The following is an 18,790-nucleotide window of genomic DNA, read 5'->3' as shown; positions in this document are numbered from 1 at the left end:
TTGAATCTTCTTTAATTAAAGCCTCCGTTAGCCATCCATGTAGCGCAAAAATCAGCACTTTACCACAGAAAATGAAAGATTATTATGTTCTTTCATGGGAGTTGAACAAAGGTTGCAGTTTCTCATATCGCATTAATGAAATATCTTCCTTGTGGTGCTTTTATTTCAAAGAAATATTTTTCGTTCTTCTTTAAGCCATCCAATTTCACGCTTTTTCCAGACTTTACTTGAATTTCATCAACTATTACTTTACCATTTACATCTTTTACCCTTAGAAGGATATCTCGATCACTTTGATTTCCACTCTCACTATCACTTCCGGCATTTACGATAGACTTCTTCCAGAAAACACGATCATATATTAGATAATTTTTGTCATTAAAGTTTAAGCTTTGCCACTCTTCCGAATCATCTTCTACATCCACAATTGCAGTCACTTTTGGGGAAAAGAAATCATGAACAACACCTACATCCTGATAAACTAGATAACCTACAGTCGTGATAAAAAAGGTCATTAAAAAAGTCATAACAATAGCCGTAATAACTTGGATACGCCGCTTTTTATTAATTTTTTTAAATGGCGCAATAGCTTTCTCAACTTCTTTTGGATTTTGTTGAACATAAGCTGTTTGCCGCTGCATACTGTTGACACACGTCTTACACTCTTCGCAATGTTCTAAATGGTCTTCAACTATTTTTGCAGTATCTTCACTACAAATTCCATCAATATAAGATGGCAATAAATCTTTAATAATATTACAATTCATATGGATCAATCCTTTCTGATAGTTTTAATTTTGCACGGTAATAGGTTACCCTTGCCCAGTTTTCACTTTTATCAAAAATATCTCCAATATCTCTAAAACTGAAATGATTGGATGTTCTTAATAAAAATATTTCACGATAAGGTTCCTGCAATCGATGAATTTCTTTATGTATCGAAATCAGTGTACTTCGTTTTATTACCTCAACATCTGGTAAATCCTTATTTGATGGGACATCTAATCCCATATGCATCATGTTTTCTATACTGGTACTATGAAATTTTTTCTCCTTTTTTAAATAGTTGTAATAGGAGTGTTTAGCAATTTGGCATAACCAAACGGATATTTTGCATTCGCCATTATAGCTATGCATCGACTTTAGAGCCTGATAAAAGGTTTCTTGTGTCAATTCTTCAGCCAAATCCACATTTGACGTTAAACAAATAAGAAACCGCTTAACTTCATCTGCATAAGATTTATAAATTTCACTTAAATTTTCCAAATCCCCCCTCCTCTCATAATTTTTAACTGGGATACTTATATATAGATTTAAAACGTTTTTCGTTACAAGAAATTTTATGTTTTTTTGAAAGACTATGTTTTATTTGATTTGTAGTTCATATTCATAACGAAAATAGCATTTTACTAACTAATAATTAAAAAGTTTGGTTCTATCGTACTCAAAACCAAAGCTTTTTCTATACTTAGAGACTCTTTTTTCCCGCATAAAAAATGCCACCTACTATAGGAGTAGATGACATTTTGATGATTATAGAAATCCTTTAAACTTCCCCATGCATCGGGTCTTCCTTATGCTTTGGCCCAATCATGTTGAATAAAATATTAAGAATAATGGCTGTGACCGAACCACAGACGATACCGTTAGATGTTAGAAGAGATATGCTTTCTGGCAGTGCATCGAAAATTCCTGGTACAACCGATACACCGACACCAAGGCTGACTGCAATTGCAGCAATCATGGCGTTTTCCGCTGATTCATTCATAACAGGTACTAGCATGCCCATACCTTGCGTAATGACCATACCGAACATCGCTAGCATTGCCGCACCAAGTACTGGTGTTGGAATGATTGTTGTTAATGCTGCGATTTTTGGTAGGAAACCAAGTGCTACTAGTAAACCACCTGTGATGTAAATGACTTTACGGTTTTTTACGCCTGACATACGTGTAAGTCCCACGTTTTGTGAGAATGTTGTATATGGGAAAGCGTTGAAAATACCACCGATCACAGAGGCAAGACCTTCTGAACGGTACCCACGTGATAAATCTTTTGAATCTAATTTTTTCTTACAAATATCACTTAGTGCAAAATAGACTCCTGTTGATTCTACTAAAGAAACCATTGCTACAAGCGTCATTGTAATAATTGCTGTAGGGTCGAATGTTGGCATACCAAAGTAGAATGGCTGAACCATGTGTAATACGTCAGCATCTGCAACTGGGCTAAAATCAACCTTACCCATAAATACTCCTAGGATTGTTCCCGCAACTAATCCGATTAAAATGGAGATTGCACGGATGAAGCCTGTAGAGAAACGATAAACAACTAAAATAATGGCTAATGTAATGAACGCTAAAGCTACATTAGAGCCAGATGCAAAATCAGCTGCATCTTGTCCACCCGCCATATTGTTTAAGGCTACTGGTAGTAAAGAGATACCGATAATTGATACAACCGAGCCTGTTACTACAGGTGGGAAGAATTTTACTAACTTACCGAAGAAGCCAGCAATAATCATAATAATTACACCTGAAGCAATAATAGAACCATAAATATCTGTAATTCCTTGCTCAGGATTTGTACCGATTGCAATAATTGGACTAACCGCTGTAAATGTACAGCCTAGTACTACTGGCAAACCAATACCGATAAATTTACCCGAATACACTTGTAAAAGTGTGGCGATTCCACACATCATAATATCAATCGCTACCAAATACGTCATTTGTGCTGTATCAAAGCCTATCGCCTTACCGATAATCAATGGCACTAAAATGGCTCCTGCATACATCGCAAGTAAATGTTGAATGGCTAGCGTAGTTGATTTAACGGTATTCATTACGCGTTAGCCTCCGCAGCAAACGTTACTTTACCATCCTCAAGAGAATCTACAATTGCTAATGATTCTACGCGAACCCCTTGCTGACGTAATAATTTCCCACCGTCTTGGAAGCCCTTTTCAATCACAATGCCGACACCTACAACATTCGCACCAGCTTGAGCTGCAATATCAAGTAAACCTTTGACAGCCTCTCCATTCGCTAAGAAATCGTCAACAATTAAGACGCTATCATCTTCATTTAAGAAATTACGTGATACTGAAATATCATTTGTTTCATTTTTTGTGAAAGAATGTACTTTTGAAGAATAAAGATTATCTGATAGTGTTAAAGATTTACGTTTACGTGCAAACACTACAGGGGCACCGATTTCAAGCCCTAGCATAACAGATGGTGCGATACCTGAAGATTCGATCGTTAATATTTTTGTAATGATTTGATCAGAGAAGCGGTTTGCAAACTCATGTCCAATTTCCTTCATAAGCTCTGGGTCGATTTGATGATTTAAAAATGAGTCTACTTTTAATACAGATGAAGATAAAACTTTACCCTCTTGCATAATTTTGTCGTGTAATAACTTCATTTCCTTTATATCCTTCTTTCTTATAGTAATAACTTTTTATGAGCCACTTACATTCCGTTACAGGCGAGCGCCAGAAGCAATGCAAGTAATAAAAAACGCTGAATACCTTGATTCCATTCATCTACGAGTGGAGCAAAGCATTCAGCGTAAAAACGTCGAAACGAATAGAAAACATCCCACTTTATATGAGGTTTTCTAAAGCATTGCTACCCATAGTCGATTTATTTACGGTAAATCGGTAGAAACTTGCGAGCCATATTCTCGCTATTATATGAGTGAAACAGTATAAAGCTGTAAGAACTTTCTTATATCAATCACGCCTTGACGTAATTTGAATCAGCACTTCATTCGGTATGTGCTTATGTGTGGCACTGAATAAAGTCTGTTTTTTCGGAATTTACTAGTATTTTACTAACTTTTAATTGCAAACGTTCGTGTTTTACAATCACGTACTGATTATATCAGACAATTTTCGAGCTTGCTAGTCATTATTTTGATAAATGGAATGGGACTGTCATAATGACGACATTTCTGTGAAATAACAGCGAAGTGCGAATTAATAGACTCGATTGATTGTGTAACATATGATGCCATCCTTTTTTCGGTAAAAACTGTGGTATGACTACTGTTACTTGATGGCCTGATTTCGCACATTGATGTTCAACCTTATCAATAAATTTCATCAACGGCTGTGTAATACTTCGATATGGTGAATAGTATGTTACAAGTCGAACATTTGGCTGCCAAGCTTGCCATTTTTCTTCAAAAGCTTTTGCGTCAGCTTGATCGAAGGCCACATAAAACGCGATAATTTTTTCAACCTTTAATGACTGTGCGTAATGCAATGTGTTTTCGACTACTTTCGTAATACCAGCAACAGGGACAATGAAAACATTCCCCTCAACATTGGGCAGTTCCTCATTATCTAATCTCAACTGCTCACCAACTGCCTGATAATGTTGCTTAATGCGGTGAAATGTCCAAATAATAATTGGTAAAAAGATAAACACTGGCCATACTTGAGGTAATTTCGTCACAAAAAACATCATAGCTACGATAAAAGAAATGACCGCTCCGATTGTATTTATTGTAAATCTAGCAACCCAGCTCTTCGGTTTTTCACGCCACCATTTTCGCATCATCCCAGCCTGCGCTAACGTAAACGGAATAAACACACCAACTGCATAAAGTGGAATCAAGTGCTCTGTTGTTCCATCAAATAATATGATCAAAGCAATTGCAGCTAAACCAAGCATCATAATTCCATTTGAATAACCAAGGCGATCCCCACGGATTTGGAATATTCTCGGAATAAAACCATCCTTCGATAAATTAACCGCCAGTAAAGGAAAAGCCGAATAACCTGTATTCGCAGCAAGTACTAATATCATTGCTGTCATTCCTTGCACTATATAGTAGAAAATATTACGACCTACACTTGCCTCCGCAATTTGTGAGACAACCGTTTCTTTCGCATTTGGAGCAACTCCATAAAAATAAGCCAGACTCACAATACCAATAAATAGCACTGCTAAAATTCCGCCCATAGCCAATAATGTTTTAGACGCATTTTTTGGCGCAGGATCTCTAAAATTAGGTATAGCATTTGAAATTGCCTCAACACCAGTCAAGGCTGAGCTTCCTGACGCAAATGCCTTTAATAATATAAATAAACTAATTCCAGCAACTGGAGTGCCAACCTTTGGATGCAATTCTGCTGGAACTTGCCCTGTTACTACGTTATAAATCCCTACCCCAATTAACATCAACATGACTACCACAAACAAATATACTGGATACGCTAAAATGGATGCTGATTCTGTGACACCACGCAGGTTTAAAAGCGTCAAACATATAACAAAAAACACAGCGATTATCACATTATAGGGATGCAGACTTGGAAATGCCGAAGTGATAGCATCTGTTCCCGCTGATACACTTACCGCAACTGTTAAAATATAATCGACAAGTAGTGATCCACCAGCGACGAGGCCAACATTGACACCTAAATTTTCCCGTGAAACTACGTATGCTCCGCCACCATGTGGATACGCTAAAATAACCTGACGATACGAAAAAATAAGTGCTGTCAGTAACACAACTACCCCAGCAGCAATCGGTAGAGAATACCAAAAGGCAACAGTACTTACTGTCATGAGCACAATTAAAATTTGCTCAGGTCCATACGCCACTGATGACAAAGCATCGGACGATAGTATGGCGAGTGCCTTTGTTTTACTAAGCTTTTGTTCCCCTAACGCTTCGGATCTTAATGGTTTACCGATAACATAACGTTTCAATGAGGATTTCATATTCAACACCTTCTGGTTTCATAGAATGTGTTTCGCATTTCTAAATCGATTACACCTTAGCATAATCGGTTTTAGTATTATTCACTGGGGCTTTATCTTTATCCATGTAGCTTTTACATAAGATAAAAAAAGTCTACAAGTCATCACTAAATAAGACTTGTAGACGCTCATTCGTCTGCCAAGCTCCAACTTTTCTGCTCTTAACGCTTACGAGGTTAGCTGTCGGATTCGGGCCTGAGTAGCCCTACCCTTCAATAAATGAAGAGATTCACCCCAAGGATCACACTTATGCAATCCGTAAAAATTGGGTCCCCCGCGTCTAGTTGCTTCAGCGATTTAGAAATTTGAAACTTTTATAATGATGTCATATTACGCCTGTAAAAAAGAAAAGTAAAGAAGAAAAGAATGGTTACAAAAAAAAATTTTACTTGATTTTTCGAACATCTTTCTTATGGCTCACCACCATAACGTGGAGTTGATTGCTGTTCCAATTGGGCGCGGGCGATGAGCCGCTTCACTTGCGCTCCAAGGCCTCATCTGTGATCCTCAAGGAGTCGCCCAGCCTTCACCCCAAACAACTTATTTACACGGCCTCAACTTTTAGTGATAAATATTTACTATTTGAAGAATAACATTTTAATACTGGTGGAAAATATGTGAATACCCATAAATGAAAATCAATTAAAAAAGCTACCTTATAAGTATATTCCCACTTTTAAAATAGCTAAGTACATTAATCCTTAAACCATTTTCAAATGAATCGAATATTCTGCAACGATGCTTCAATACATGATGATACACAAACAGAATCCAAGTTCTTCATAGCAATTGATTTACTATATCAAAAACATTTTGAATTAAATAAAAAAAATGAGCAAACTTCTTCACATTTTTTTGTTATAGCGATAAAATAGCAATATATCATTTTCCTCTAGGAAACTTTATTTCACCCGTGATACTTTTTGAAATGAGGGAACAACATGGTTTACAAACGAATGGCAAAATCGTCTGCTGAGGCGGTTTTAGATGGAGACATAAAAGGCTGGCGACGAATCTTACCGTTTCTTGGTCCAGCCTTCATCGCAGCAGTTGCCTATATTGATCCAGGCAACTTTGCAACAAATATTACAGCAGGTTCAAAATATGGATATCTACTACTTTGGGTAATTGCCTTTTCCAATTTAATGGCGGTATTAATTCAATCTTTATCAGCAAAGCTTGGTATTGCGACTGGTAAAAATTTACCCGAAGTAGCACGTGAACATTTTTCTAAAAAGACTTCTATTTTTTTATGGATACAGGCAGAATTGGTCATTATTGCAACAGACCTTGCAGAATTTATTGGGGCTGCACTAGGGCTGTACTTATTATTCAATATTCCAATGTTACCTGCAGCACTTATTACAGCAGTCGGCTCATTTGCTATTTTAGAATTGCAGCGCAGAGGCTTTAGAGCATTTGAAGCAGGTATTTCTGGCATGGTGCTTATTGTCGTTTTAGCGTTTGCATTCCAGACATTTTTAGCACAGCCAAATTGGGGCGAAGTAACAATAGGCATGTTTACACCACGCTTTGAGGGAGTAGATTCTATTTTACTTGCAACAGGTATTTTAGGGGCAACTGTCATGCCACACGCTATTTACTTGCATTCTTCATTAACCCAAAATCGTATCGTTGGCCGCAATGATGAAGAAAAGAAACGTATTTTTCGTTTTGAGTTTATTGATATTATCATCGCGATGATTATTGCCGGTGCCATCAATATGAGTATGCTTGTTATTGCTGCAGCAGTATTCCATACACAAGGCGTAGTAATTGAAGATTTAGATATTGCTTATAACGGTTTAAAAGAGGCGCTTGGTCCGATGGCGGCAGTGTCCTTTGGTCTTGGTCTTCTCATTGCAGGTCTTGCTAGCTCTTCAGTTGGTACACTAGCAGGTGACGTTGTGATGCAGGGCTTTATTAGAAAGAAAATTCCGCTCTATTTACGCCGTGCTGTTACAATGTTACCTCCTCTGGTCATCATTGCATCCGGTGTTAATGCGACTTATGCGCTTGTCCTAAGTCAGGTTATTTTATCTTTCGGTATTGCATTTGCACTTGTACCGCTTGTTATGTTTACAAGTAAACGTGACATCATGGGAAGTCTAGTCAACCGTCGTATTACAACAATATTAGGATGGATTGTAGTAGTAATTGTAGTTACTTTAAATCTTTATTTATTATGGGAAACAATATTTGGTTAAAGAAATGCCAGACGCAAAGACCTTTAATTTGGTTTTGTGTCTGGCATTTCTACATGTAAGAGGCTTACTGCATAATGTGTGGTTGATTTCCGTTACGACTGGGCGCTTTGTTGCTGTCGCTTCGCTTTCGCGCAGATAAAACATTTGTTGTTGCTGTCGCTTCGCTTTCGCACAGATAAAACATTGTAGCTGCCGCTTTGCTTTCGCTACAGAAAACATTTGCCGCTGTCGCTTCGCTTTCGCACAGATAAACATTTGTCGCTGACGCGCAGAGCAGAGAGCTTCCTGGGGGCGCCCTGTTATTAGAAAATTTGGATCTATGGTCTCTCTTTTGGTATTTTTAATTATCGCTTCGGCCTTTCTATCCGTCGCACTGGCTGTTCTTTCCGTCGCTTTGACTCTTCTTTCCGTCGCACTGGCTATTCTTTCCGTCACTTCGGCTGTTCTTTCCGTCGCTCCGACTTTTTTCCACGATTATGGCACTTCTATCCACGATTTTGCCGATTCTATCCATCATTTCGATGATTCTATCCACGATTTCGAACATTCTATCCACGACTTCGGCCTATCAATCCTTCGCTTTGGCTCTTCTTTCCGTCACTCTGGCTCTTCTTTCCGTCACTTCGGCTCTTCTTTCCGTCACTTCGGCTCTTCTTTCCGTCGCTCTAACTTTTCTTATCCCTAAATATCGATCTTCTCAATATTTCGAAAAGATGAATAGGCCACCCCTATACCGATAATAGCTAAAGTGATTGGTATGAGAATAATATCGTACAAAGTGAAGTTACCTGAATTTGATGATACGACCGATACAATTAATATAGATGATATAATCGTTGCCGGAATAGAGTATTTTCTCATACCAAAATACAATGGTATTAATGCGATGCATGATGCTGAAACTGCATTCATGATCACAACGGGAATTCGTTGTATTATGAGAGATAACGATAATGCATCTGGAAGCAATTGAAAACTCTCACTAACAGCACAAAAAATCGCTGTGACAAAAATAGTTGATAAAATAATTGCACTAAAGGTAAAAAGAACCACAATGGCTAGCTTTGAAGCAATTAATTTTTTTCTATTGATTGGATACATAAATGCTACAGTGATGGTTTTATATTTGAATTCTCCAATAATAAACTTGGCGATTAACACACTAGCAAAAATAATAAACACTGCTCTTACACCTGAATCTATAAGGCCTAATACCGCCTGATAATTTCTGAGATCTTGGTCCCCTTCTATTTTAGTGATAAATATAAGCATAAATACAATAGCTAATATTACAAAATTTGCGAAAACAGCTCGTTTTATATATGCACCAATATGATATTTTTTCATTTCTAGACGCATTAAATTAAGCACTAGTGACACCTCCATTGATTAACTTCAAAAAATAATCTTCTAATGAGCTTGTTTTTTTGCTAATACCCTCAATTTCAATATCATGCTCAATCAATGTTTTAGATAGCACCTTTTGTGAAGCTGTCGATTCATAAATTCGAATACAATTGTCATCCATTAGTTTGAAATTAGTAATATTTAATTTACTTTCTATAATAAAGGCAGCTTTTTTCCCATCATTGACAATCACTTCAATATAGTCTGCTTGACTATGACTGACATCGTCCATTGATACTTCCTTAATTAATCTTCCATCTTTAATAACTCCAACTGTATCTGCCAATTGTTCAATTTCACCCAAAATGTGACTAGAAATAATAATCGTAATTCCATACTCTTTACAAAGCATCTTGAATAGATCACGAAGCTCTTTAATGCCAACCGGATCTAGTCCATTAATCGGTTCGTCTAAAATAAGTAATTCCGGCTTCGTAATAATTGCACGTGCAATACCTAATCGTTGTTTCATCCCCAGAGAAAAGTCTTTTACACGCTTATTCTCCGTATTTGTTAGTTTAACTAAATCTAGAACATGAGCAATCTCTTTCTTGTCATAATAGCCCATATATTCGCAATGTAATTCTAAGGTTTCCAGTGCTGTTAAATCTTCATAAAAAATCGGGTATTCAATAATCGTTCCCATCCTTTTCAGCACTTCGTATGATCGGTCCATTAATTTTTCACCAAATATTTCGATGTCTCCACTCGTTGGCTTCGTAAGGTTTGTCAGCATTTTCATGACTGCCGTTTTCCCGGCACCATTGGGACCTAAAAAGCCATAAATCTCCCCCTTCTTCACATGCATATTGACAGCAGAAACCACTTCTTTTCCTTCATACACTTTCGTAAGCTGATTCGTTTTCACAATATATGTCATGTAAATCTCTCCCTTAAATTTAGCTATCCTTATTATAAAAAATGAAACTCTCTAATTTATTACTTGATTCTTACAAATTTCTTAAGCGCAGAAGAAAAGCTTGTAAAGCAATTAGAATGCTCTACAAGCATGACTGTTCAGTACATCATTCGTTTTAAAGAAACTGTAAAGATGGTCTTCTCGTATGGGATACTGGAAAGCTGGATGGAGCCATTCATTAATTCTACAAGGCGTTTTGTAATAGTTAGGCCAAGACCACTACCTTGGAAGGTTTTATTTCTGGAATCTTCAAGCGTATACATTCTTTCAAAAACATTATCAATTTGATATTCATCAATCCCCTTACCGCGATCCCAGACATCAATAAAAATATTAGTATCATCATTTCTTACTGTGAGCCCAATGATGTTTCCTGCCGCCCCATAGGCAATAGCATTTGACAGTAAATTATTCAGAACCCTATCTAACGCTTCTTCATTACCAAGTGCATAGACAGATATCTCTGGTATCGTAATATCTATCTCTAGCCCCATAGACGTGACCATATCGTAAAATGATAAAATATTTTTTCGGCAAATTTCACTTACATTGATTTTTGTCATTGGATAATCTGTATCCCCAGCCTCCAGCTTTGCTAGGTCAAAAAATGTATGGATTATTTTTAATACTTCCAATGTTTTCGAATGAACGCCAGTGAGCAACCGTTGCCGCTCCTCTTCACTAAGTGACTGCTTAAGCTGCAGCATTTCAGTATAGCCTAGTACAACTGTTAAAGGTGTTTTAAGATCATGAGAAATATTGGCCAACATCTTTTTCATGGAGCTTTCCATTTTTCGATGTGTCGCTAGTATTTTTTGATTGTGGTCCAGCAATGCATTCATCGCATTAAGTAGTTGCTGCAATTCCTGATTAGCTGTCGATGCTAAAATCTTTTCGCTTGATTGTTCGTTAATGATTGCTTGCAGTTTTTGATGCATGTATTGAATAGTAACGTTTTGTTGTTTTTTTGTCTTCACCTGAAAAATGATAATACCTAAGAGCAATACAATTATAAATAATAGAAATATAATCATCTGTTTATCCTTCAAATTTATAGCCAATTCCCCAAAGCGTTTTAATATATTGAGGGTTGGATGGATCGTCTTCAATTTTTTCGCGTAATCTTCTTATATGTACATTAATAATATTTTCGTCTCCATAGTAAGCGTCATTCCAAATCAATTGATAAATTTGCTGTTTTGTAAAAACTCGATTACGATTTGTCACGAATAGTTTTAAGATGGCAAATTCTTTTGATGTGAGCTTTACTTGTTGTCCATTCTTCTCAGCTGAAAAATTAACAAGATCGATCGATAAGTTATCTATCTCTACTATATCTTTCTTCTCCTCTACTTGACTGGAGTATTTTGTAGCTCTTCGAATTGCTGCTTTGACACGTGCCGAAAATTCCAGCATCGAGAATGGCTTGGCGATATAATCATCTGCCCCTAATCCTAATCCTAACGCTTTATCAACATCACTATCCTTGGCTGACATAATGATAATTGGAAGTGATGCTTGCTCTCGTATAATCTTTAAAACTTCTAATCCATTAAGTTTCGGTATCATAATATCCAAGATAACTAAATCAAAGGGTTTGTTTAAACAATTTTGTAATGCCTCTTCTCCATTCACTGCAGAGGTAACAAGGAACCCCTCCATCGTTAAATAGTTTTCTACCATTTCACGAATCGCTTCGTCATCTTCTACTAGTAAAATATGCTTTTGCACTTTCATACACCTCTTCCCAACATAAAGCTTTTTATCAATTGCCATTTATACAACAGTCTACCATATTAAGATTTAGCACCAAAAGCAGGCAATAATTTTGAAAACTAAAATCCTTCCTTTTCAACCAGAATGAATAAATTTTATCTGAATGCTAATTTTTGGTATTTACTTTTATTTAGGTGCTTTACTCTGGATAATGAGTATTTATTTTGGGATATCCGGAATTAGATCAAAACAAACAGGTATTTCAAAATATTTGGGATTGCTCATTATTTTGTTTATTATAGTAATCTATGGATTGATGATTGCTATTTTGGGTTTACGAGGTTTTGGAGCTTAAAGATTGATGGTTCACTTGGAGTTTTTTTCTGACAAGATTGTACGTTTAGGGTTACAAATTCATTTCTTAACTAAAAAAACTGTCCTGCAAGTCATTTTCTATGACTCACAGGACAGTTTTATTTTTTATTGTTCTACTTTTAAATCACATTGCTCTAATGGAAGCATTTTTGTTTTATTCTTGATTTTATAGCCAAGCCATAACAGTAAGAACAGTGGAATCCCGATATATGAGACAAGGATTCCGTACCAATCTATTGTATCTCCCATAAAGGCATTGTAGTTTTGCCCAATAACAACAATCATACAAACCGTAAAGGCAAATAGCGGACCGAATGGAAATAGCCTTGCTTTATACGGCAACAATTTTGGATCCAAGCCCTGTACCTCGAAAGCTCGACGGAAACGGTAATGGCTAAAAGCAATTCCTAGCCAAGCAATGAAGCCTGACATCCCAGAGGCATTTAAAAGCCATATATAGACAACACCGTCACCAAAGAACGATGCTAGAAATGCTAGACAGCCTACAGCTAATGTCGCCATTAATGCGTAGATTGGAATACCTCTACGACTTAATTTCATGAAAATTTTTGGTGCATGTCCATCTACCGCTAATTGCCAAAGCATACGTGAAGATGCGTAGAGCCCTGAATTCCCTGCTGACAGCATAGCCGTTAGAATGATGGCATTCATCAATGAAGCAGCAAAGGCAATTCCTAAACGGTCGAACACCAGTGTGAATGGTGATACAGCGATATCTTCAGATAACAAACGTTCGTCTGTAAATGGGATCAGCATCCCAATTGCAGCAATCGCTAAAATATAGAATAAAATAATTCGCCAGAAAACAGACTTAACAGCTTTCGGAATATTTTTACCAGGGTCATCTGTTTCACCTGCTGTTATTCCAAGTAACTCTGTCCCTTGGAATGAGAATCCCGCAGCTAAGAAAATACCAAATGTAGCAAGGAATCCACCGTGGAATGGTCCATCACTAATGAAGAAATTCGTAAATCCTACAGGAGCTTGTCCTCCTAAAATTCCAAAAATCATTAAGAGACTGATGATAATAAAAATGATCACCGTTGCAACTTTTATCATCGCAAACCAATATTCACTTTCACCATAGCTTTTTACCGATAATAGATTGAACGTTAAAACTACAGCAATAAATAAAACAGTCCAAAGTGCTGATGAGCTATCTGGGAACCAATATTTCATAATTAATGATACAGCAGCAATTTCTGCCGCAATTGTAATTGCCCAGTTGTACCAGTAGTTCCAACCAAGTGCAAAGCCTAAAGCTGGATCTACAAACTTTGTAGCATACGTACTAAATGAACCCGATGATGGCATATAGGCTGCCATTTCGCCTAAGCTCGTCATTAAAAAATACACCATAATACCGATTAGTCCATAAGCGAGCAGCGCACCGCCAGGACCTGCTTGTGCAATGGCACCACCACTAGCTAAAAACAATCCTGTACCGATTGTACCGCCTAATGAAATCATTGTAATATGACGGCTTTTTAATTCTTTTTTCAGCTTCGGCGCTTTATGGCCGAGCTGATTGACTTTTATTTCACTCACGATATAGCTTCCTTCCTTTTTTAAGAGGCAAAAAAAACGCCATCACATGAACGCTGTGATGGCTAAGTAAATCCTCTGTTCCTTCAAAATGATAGCTCAACACGTTGTCCAAACGTGACAGTTCTGTTCCTTTCGGAGACAGCCCCAGCATGAGGTTTTCAAGTCCCCTCACACTTCGGCGATATTTCCTTTCAACTAATATCTCTAATGCTTGTCATTTCCATTAGCATACTCTTAAATATCGCGACCTCTACCTCAATACAAACATGAGGCATATAAATATTAAATTTATGATGTGTATTAGTTTAACATACGACCTATGACATTTCAATAACCTGAGTAATGTTCTGTATTTTATGAATTTTCTACTATTTTTAACAGTGTGATAAAGTGGTATAGTGGTTCAGTTATAATTGTTCTAACAGGGGGGATTTATTTGACTACTCATGAACATTCCAATACTTATCCTAACAAGAAAATTAGCTGGAGAGGAACAACCTTATTACTAGTCATCGGCATAATTTGTATTGCCTCGACATTACGGATGCCGTTAACAGTTGTTGGACCTATTATTTCCTTTATCCGTGAAGACCTCGGCATATCCAATATACTAGCGGGCTTTCTAACAACAATCCCATTGCTTGCATTTGCAATCATATCACCATTTGCACCAATTGTTGCACGTAGATTGGGGCTAGAATTAACATTATTTTTATCGACTATTCTTTTAGCATTAGGGATTGTACTACGCTCCCTTGGCACAACTGGTTTACTCCTGTTTGGTACTGTGCTAATTGGTATAGCCATTTCATTTGGTAACGTACTTATTCCAGGTTTGCTTAAATTGAAGTTTCCCTATCAAGTAGGTTTACTTATGGCATTTTTCACAATGTCGATGAATTTGACAGCTGGACTCGGTGCTGGCATTAGCTATCCTGTTGCCAATTCATCACTTGGCTGGCAAGGTGCTCTGGCAATCGCGCTTATTCTTGTGGTGTTAACTATTTTAATTTGGATTCCACAGTTAAAATTTAATAAGCCTGAGCCTATTGTTGAGACTACGAAAGAACGTACACCATTATGGAAATCACCAGTTACTTGGGCAGTAACAGGTGCTATGGGATTACAGTCATTATTATTCTATACAACCGCGGCTTGGATTCCTGAAATATATACAGCGCAAGGATTAGCAGCAGATCGTGCAGGCTGGATGTTTTCCATCATGCAAATTTCACAAGTCCCAATGGCTCTAGCTGTGCCTATTATCGCAAGTAAAATGACATCTCAACGTCCTCTCGTATTAATGTTTACGGTATTTTACTTAGTTGGCTTTATCGGAGTAGTGATGGAATGGACAAGCCTCGCTGTACTATGGATGGTGCTACTAGGCTTAGCAGGAGGAGCTTCATTCTCATTAGCGATGATGTTCTTTACACTACGTACCCGTACAGCTTTTGAGGCAGCAGATTTATCAGGGTTTGCACAATCATTAGGATATTTATTAGCCGCAATTGGTCCAATCTTATTTGGGTATTTGCATGATTTATTCGGTGGTTGGAACATCGCTGGTTGGCTCTTCATTGTCGTTGTATTGATCCTCTTCTTATGCTCTTTTAGGGCTTCTAAAAATGAATATGTAAATTAAAAAAGGCGGCTCATGTTTAAAGTGAGCTGCCTTTCTCTACTAATAAGGTGGTTTCTGATAAAAATAATTCGGTGTATTGTAAAGATTAACATAAGGCTTATGGAAAATATGAGTCGTAGCTGGTGAAAGAGGTGGAATCAGCCACGTCCAATTGCCTGTAAGCTCACGCTCTGCTGCTGTTTCAGCTTCCTCAAATAATTTAAATTGCTGAGCTGCGGTATGATGATCTACAATGCTCACACCGTCTTCTTTAAAGGAATGGAGAACTGCAATATTCAGCTCAACTAATGCACGATCACGCCATAGTGAAGCCTGTTTTGTTGTATCGAGATTAAAAATTTCTGCTATAGCGGGCAGCATATTATAACGATCGTGATCTGCTAAATTACGTGCCCCGATTTCAGTGCCCATATACCAACCATTAAATGGGGCTGCCTGAAAATCGATACCTGCCATTTGGAAGCGCATGCTCGAAATAATTGGCACTGCATACCATTTAGATCCTAGCTTTTCGACTTGAGAAGATTCAGGATGACGAATCGGTACCTCGAGTACATATTCATCAGGGATTGTAAACGCTTGCGGATCCCTTCCATCTATCTGTATAACAAGCGGAAGCACATCAAATGCTGTTTTCTCGCCTTGCCAGCCAAGGGATTCACATATTTTTGTAAACTCTACGGAATGTGGATCCCCAACGATTCCTGAGTCCATTTCATAGCCTGCATAACGGATTAGCTGATGATTCCAAATACGAACTCGCCCTGGTGCAAAAACGGTTATTGTTGGGCGGATTTTTCCGTCATTTGTTGCATATTGAATATGCTCAAGCAAAGCATTGAAGATATCCTCTTCATTTGAAATATCGCGGGCATCTACAACATGTAGCGACTGCCAAAATAAGCGGCCAATGCACTTATTACTATTGCGCCATGCCACTCGTGCACCAAAGGTTAATTCTTCTGTTGTCGGTATATATTTTCCTGCTGCTTTAATTTGCTGTAATTTATTTTCTAGCCATGCTTTAGACTCATTTTGTTCCATTTGATAAAGTTCTAAAAACCGCTGTATCTCATGTAAATTCATGTCGAATTCCTCCATCTACCCTCATATTAGAGTAATGGAACTATAATCACCACGAAAAAATCTGCTAGAAAACATACATCTTTCATATATGAAATACTTTGTTCAATATTTCATATCATTTCTTCTATTTCTCTAAAACTAAAGTTATTTATGGATTAAGGAAAAGATACATATCAGTAGCCATTATAAATATACTGAGGAATTACAAAGGAAAAACTGTTAAGCATGGGTTCGCTATTATAACGTTTTTTTATGTAGAAGTAGGTAATACATGAGAAGACTTCAGTTACATTTGCAATTTTGTTTATCATTATTAATCTCTTCTCAGTATTTAGGATTAGACGTTATTGCGTGTGCATTAGAAATAAAATTTCCTTAACGAATGGTGATCTTTATTTATCATTATAGTTGGCATAAAAAAAGCATGTTGCACAAATGTGCAACATGCTTGATGACCCGTACGGGATTCGAACCCGTGTTACCGCCGTGAAAGGGCGGTGTCTTAACCACTTGACCAACGGGCCGTGGCTCCGAAGGCAGGACTCGAACCTGCGACAACCTGATTAACAGTCAGGTGCTACTACCAACTGAGCTACTTCGGAATAATGGTGGGCCTAAATGGACTCGAACCATCGACCTCACGCTTATCAGGCGTGCGCTCTAACCAGCTGAGCTATAGGCCCATTATTTGGAGCGGGTGATGAGAATCGAACTCACGACATCAGCTTGGAAGGCTGAGGTTTTACCATTAAACTACACCCGCATATGGTGGGTCAGGACGGAATCGAACCGCCGACACTTAGAGCTTCAATCTAATGCTCTACCAACTGAGCTACTGACCCGGAAATGGAGGAGGTAGTTCGAACCCCCGCGCGGTGTTACCCGCCTGTCGGTTTTCAAGACCGATCCCTTCAGCCAGACTTGGGTATACCTCCAAAATATTAATAAACGGTGAATCTGTTGAGCTAAGATCCCAACATTTAGGAAAGATGATCGGAATGACAGGATTCGAACCTACGACCCCTTGGTCCCAAACCAAGTGCTCTACCAAGCTGAGCTACATTCCGATACAATTAGGTTTTTTGGCGCGCCCGACAGGAGTCGAACCCATAACCTTCTGATCCGTAGTCAGACGCTCTATCCAATTGAGCTACGGGCGCATATTTTTTTATAAAAACTTGATGAGCCATGAAGGACTCGAACCTTCGACCCTCTGATTAAAAGTCAGATGCTCTACCAACTGAGCTAATGGCTCAAACTAAGAAATGAATGGCTGGGGTACTAGGATTCGAACCTAGGCATGACGGAATCAAAATCCGTTGCCTTACCGCTTGGCTATACCCCAATAATAAATGGGGCGACTGATGGGAATCGAACCCACGAATGCCAGAACCACAATCCGGTGCGTTAACCACTTCGCCACAATCGCCACTATATGTAATCACAGCAGTGTTTGATAACGAGTACCTAGAAACCTGGCAGGGGCAGTAGGAATCGAACCCACACCAAAGGTTTTGGAGACCTCTATTCTACCGTTGAACTATGCCCCTAAAATGGTGGAGGGGGACGGATTCGAACCGCCGAACCCTAAGGAGCGGATTTACAGTCCGCCGCGTTTAGCCTCTTCGCTACCCCTCCATGGGATGATGCCGGCGATAGGAGTCGAACCCACGACCTACTGATTACAAGTCAGTTGCTCTACCAACTGAGCTACACCGGCAAAAAAAAAAGACGGTCCCGACCGGGATCGAACCGGCGATCTCCTGCGTGACAGGCAGGCATGTTAACCGCTACACCACGGGACCATTTTGGTTGCGGGGGCCGGATTTGAACCAACGACCTTCGGGTTATGAGCCCGACGAGCTACCACTGCTCCACCCCGCGATAATAAGGTAATTTATTTTAATAATGGTGGAGGATGACGGGCTCGAACCGCCGACCCTCTGCTTGTAAGGCAGATGCTCTCCCAGCTGAGCTAATCCTCCACATAGAAAATAAGCGAAGCGACATCCTACTCTCACAGGGGGAAGCCCCCAACTACCATCGGCGCTAAAGAGCTTAACTTCCGTGTTCGGTATGGGAACGG

Annotated in this window: 14 protein-coding genes, 17 tRNA genes, 1 rRNA gene and 3 riboswitches; of the genes, 2 read left to right on the top strand and 30 right to left on the bottom strand. The window is 38.4% G+C overall.

Going from position 1 to position 18,790, the window contains the following annotated elements:
* Positions 1-122: 122 nt before the first annotated feature.
* From AN161_RS28325 to AN161_RS22675, 5 genes are all read right to left on the bottom strand, one after another.
* Positions 123-767: a zf-HC2 domain-containing protein gene (locus AN161_RS28325; RefSeq protein ID WP_053596585.1), complete on the bottom strand. Its 645-nt coding sequence runs from the start codon at positions 765-767 to the stop codon at positions 123-125.
* Positions 757-1,266 (bottom strand): sigma-70 family RNA polymerase sigma factor, encoded by a 510-nt coding sequence (locus AN161_RS22690; RefSeq protein ID WP_053596584.1) that lies wholly within the window; start codon positions 1,264-1,266, stop codon positions 757-759. Before AN161_RS22690 ends, AN161_RS28325 begins: the two co-directional genes overlap by 11 nt.
* Before the next feature lie 280 nt (positions 1,267-1,546).
* A complete protein-coding gene (locus AN161_RS22685; RefSeq protein ID WP_053596583.1) occupies positions 1,547-2,845 on the bottom strand; it encodes a nucleobase:cation symporter-2 family protein in 1,299 nt (432 codons plus the stop codon).
* On the bottom strand, positions 2,845-3,429 hold the full coding sequence (locus AN161_RS22680) for a xanthine phosphoribosyltransferase (protein ID WP_053596582.1): 585 nt from the start codon (positions 3,427-3,429) through the stop codon (positions 2,845-2,847). Before AN161_RS22680 ends, AN161_RS22685 begins: the two co-directional genes overlap by 1 nt.
* A gap of 193 nt (positions 3,430-3,622) precedes the next feature.
* Positions 3,623-3,724, bottom strand: a riboswitch (purine riboswitch).
* A gap of 193 nt (positions 3,725-3,917) precedes the next feature.
* Positions 3,918-5,741, bottom strand: a complete 1,824-nt coding sequence (locus AN161_RS22675) for an APC family permease (RefSeq protein ID WP_053596581.1) — start codon at positions 5,739-5,741, stop codon at positions 3,918-3,920.
* A gap of 190 nt (positions 5,742-5,931) precedes the next feature.
* Positions 5,932-6,085, bottom strand: a riboswitch (cyclic di-AMP (ydaO/yuaA leader).
* 636 nt (positions 6,086-6,721) lie between these two features.
* Between AN161_RS22675 and AN161_RS22670 the strand changes: the two genes are divergently transcribed.
* Complete coding sequence (locus AN161_RS22670; RefSeq protein WP_053596580.1) at positions 6,722-7,987, top strand: Nramp family divalent metal transporter; 1,266 nt, start codon at positions 6,722-6,724, stop codon at positions 7,985-7,987.
* Here the strand turns inward: AN161_RS22670 and AN161_RS22665 are convergent.
* The 6 genes from AN161_RS22665 to AN161_RS22640 form a co-directional block, all read right to left on the bottom strand.
* Positions 7,964-8,422 (bottom strand): hypothetical protein, encoded by a 459-nt coding sequence (locus tag AN161_RS22665; protein ID WP_053596579.1) that lies wholly within the window; start codon positions 8,420-8,422, stop codon positions 7,964-7,966. The two genes, AN161_RS22670 and AN161_RS22665, sit on opposite strands and share 24 nt — an antisense overlap.
* A gap of 246 nt (positions 8,423-8,668) precedes the next feature.
* Positions 8,669-9,358 (bottom strand): ABC transporter permease, encoded by a 690-nt coding sequence (locus AN161_RS22660; RefSeq protein ID WP_053596578.1) that lies wholly within the window; start codon positions 9,356-9,358, stop codon positions 8,669-8,671.
* Positions 9,351-10,274 carry an ABC transporter ATP-binding protein gene (locus AN161_RS22655; protein ID WP_053596577.1) on the bottom strand — a complete coding sequence of 308 codons (924 nt, stop codon included), beginning with the start codon at positions 10,272-10,274 and terminating at the stop codon, positions 9,351-9,353. Before AN161_RS22655 ends, AN161_RS22660 begins: the two co-directional genes overlap by 8 nt.
* Positions 10,275-10,411: 137 nt before the next feature.
* Positions 10,412-11,347 carry a sensor histidine kinase gene (locus tag AN161_RS22650; protein ID WP_053596576.1) on the bottom strand — a complete coding sequence of 312 codons (936 nt, stop codon included), beginning with the start codon at positions 11,345-11,347 and terminating at the stop codon, positions 10,412-10,414.
* Between the two features lie 4 nt (positions 11,348-11,351).
* The gene (locus AN161_RS22645; protein WP_082340368.1) at positions 11,352-12,044 is read right to left on the bottom strand and encodes a response regulator transcription factor; all 693 of its coding nucleotides are present in this window, start codon (positions 12,042-12,044) and stop codon (positions 11,352-11,354) included.
* Positions 12,045-12,509: 465 nt separating this feature from the next.
* Entirely contained in the window at positions 12,510-13,973 is a 1,464-nt protein-coding gene (locus AN161_RS22640; protein WP_053596574.1) for an amino acid permease, read from the bottom strand.
* Between the two features lie 84 nt (positions 13,974-14,057).
* A riboswitch (Lysine riboswitch) is annotated at positions 14,058-14,234 on the bottom strand.
* Positions 14,235-14,409: 175 nt separating this feature from the next.
* Here AN161_RS22640 and AN161_RS22635 point away from each other — a divergent pair.
* A complete protein-coding gene (locus tag AN161_RS22635; RefSeq protein WP_053596573.1) occupies positions 14,410-15,618 on the top strand; it encodes an MFS transporter in 1,209 nt (402 codons plus the stop codon).
* Between the two features lie 39 nt (positions 15,619-15,657).
* Here AN161_RS22635 and AN161_RS22630 read toward each other — a convergent pair whose 3' ends face one another.
* The 19 genes from AN161_RS22630 to rrf form a co-directional block, all read right to left on the bottom strand.
* Complete coding sequence (locus AN161_RS22630) at positions 15,658-16,704, bottom strand: nitric oxide synthase oxygenase (protein ID WP_053596572.1); 1,047 nt, start codon at positions 16,702-16,704, stop codon at positions 15,658-15,660.
* A 452-nt stretch (positions 16,705-17,156) separates the two neighbouring features.
* Positions 17,157-17,228 (bottom strand) — tRNA-Glu (locus AN161_RS22625).
* Between the two features lies 1 nt (position 17,229).
* Positions 17,230-17,306, bottom strand: a tRNA-Asn gene (locus AN161_RS22620).
* A 4-nt stretch (positions 17,307-17,310) separates the two neighbouring features.
* Positions 17,311-17,387, bottom strand: a tRNA-Ile gene (locus tag AN161_RS22615).
* A 6-nt stretch (positions 17,388-17,393) separates the two neighbouring features.
* Positions 17,394-17,467 (bottom strand) — tRNA-Gly (locus AN161_RS22610).
* Positions 17,468-17,470: 3 nt separating this feature from the next.
* Positions 17,471-17,546, bottom strand: a tRNA-Phe gene (locus tag AN161_RS22605).
* A 5-nt stretch (positions 17,547-17,551) separates the two neighbouring features.
* A tRNA-Ser gene (locus tag AN161_RS22600) sits at positions 17,552-17,639 on the bottom strand.
* Between the two features lie 58 nt (positions 17,640-17,697).
* Positions 17,698-17,771: transfer RNA gene (locus AN161_RS22595), tRNA-Pro, on the bottom strand.
* Between the two features lie 16 nt (positions 17,772-17,787).
* A tRNA-Arg gene (locus AN161_RS22590) sits at positions 17,788-17,864 on the bottom strand.
* Positions 17,865-17,886: 22 nt separating this feature from the next.
* Positions 17,887-17,959: transfer RNA gene (locus AN161_RS22585), tRNA-Lys, on the bottom strand.
* 15 nt (positions 17,960-17,974) lie between these two features.
* Positions 17,975-18,049 (bottom strand) — tRNA-Gln (locus tag AN161_RS22580).
* A gap of 8 nt (positions 18,050-18,057) precedes the next feature.
* Positions 18,058-18,133: transfer RNA gene (locus AN161_RS22575), tRNA-His, on the bottom strand.
* Positions 18,134-18,180: 47 nt separating this feature from the next.
* Positions 18,181-18,254, bottom strand: a tRNA-Trp gene (locus AN161_RS22570).
* 4 nt (positions 18,255-18,258) lie between these two features.
* Positions 18,259-18,342: transfer RNA gene (locus AN161_RS22565), tRNA-Tyr, on the bottom strand.
* Between the two features lie 9 nt (positions 18,343-18,351).
* Positions 18,352-18,424 (bottom strand) — tRNA-Thr (locus AN161_RS22560).
* Between the two features lie 12 nt (positions 18,425-18,436).
* Positions 18,437-18,509: transfer RNA gene (locus AN161_RS22555), tRNA-Asp, on the bottom strand.
* Positions 18,510-18,513: 4 nt separating this feature from the next.
* A tRNA-Met gene (locus AN161_RS22550) sits at positions 18,514-18,588 on the bottom strand.
* Positions 18,589-18,613: 25 nt separating this feature from the next.
* Positions 18,614-18,689 (bottom strand) — tRNA-Val (locus AN161_RS22545).
* Positions 18,690-18,702: 13 nt separating this feature from the next.
* Positions 18,703-18,790 (bottom strand): 5S ribosomal RNA (gene rrf, locus AN161_RS22540); the annotation flags it as partial.

Source organism: Lysinibacillus sp. FJAT-14222 (genome assembly GCF_001278875.1).
Classification (GTDB): domain Bacteria; phylum Bacillota; class Bacilli; order Bacillales_A; family Planococcaceae; genus Lysinibacillus; species Lysinibacillus agricola.
This window is presented reverse-complemented; position numbering and strand designations above follow the sequence as displayed.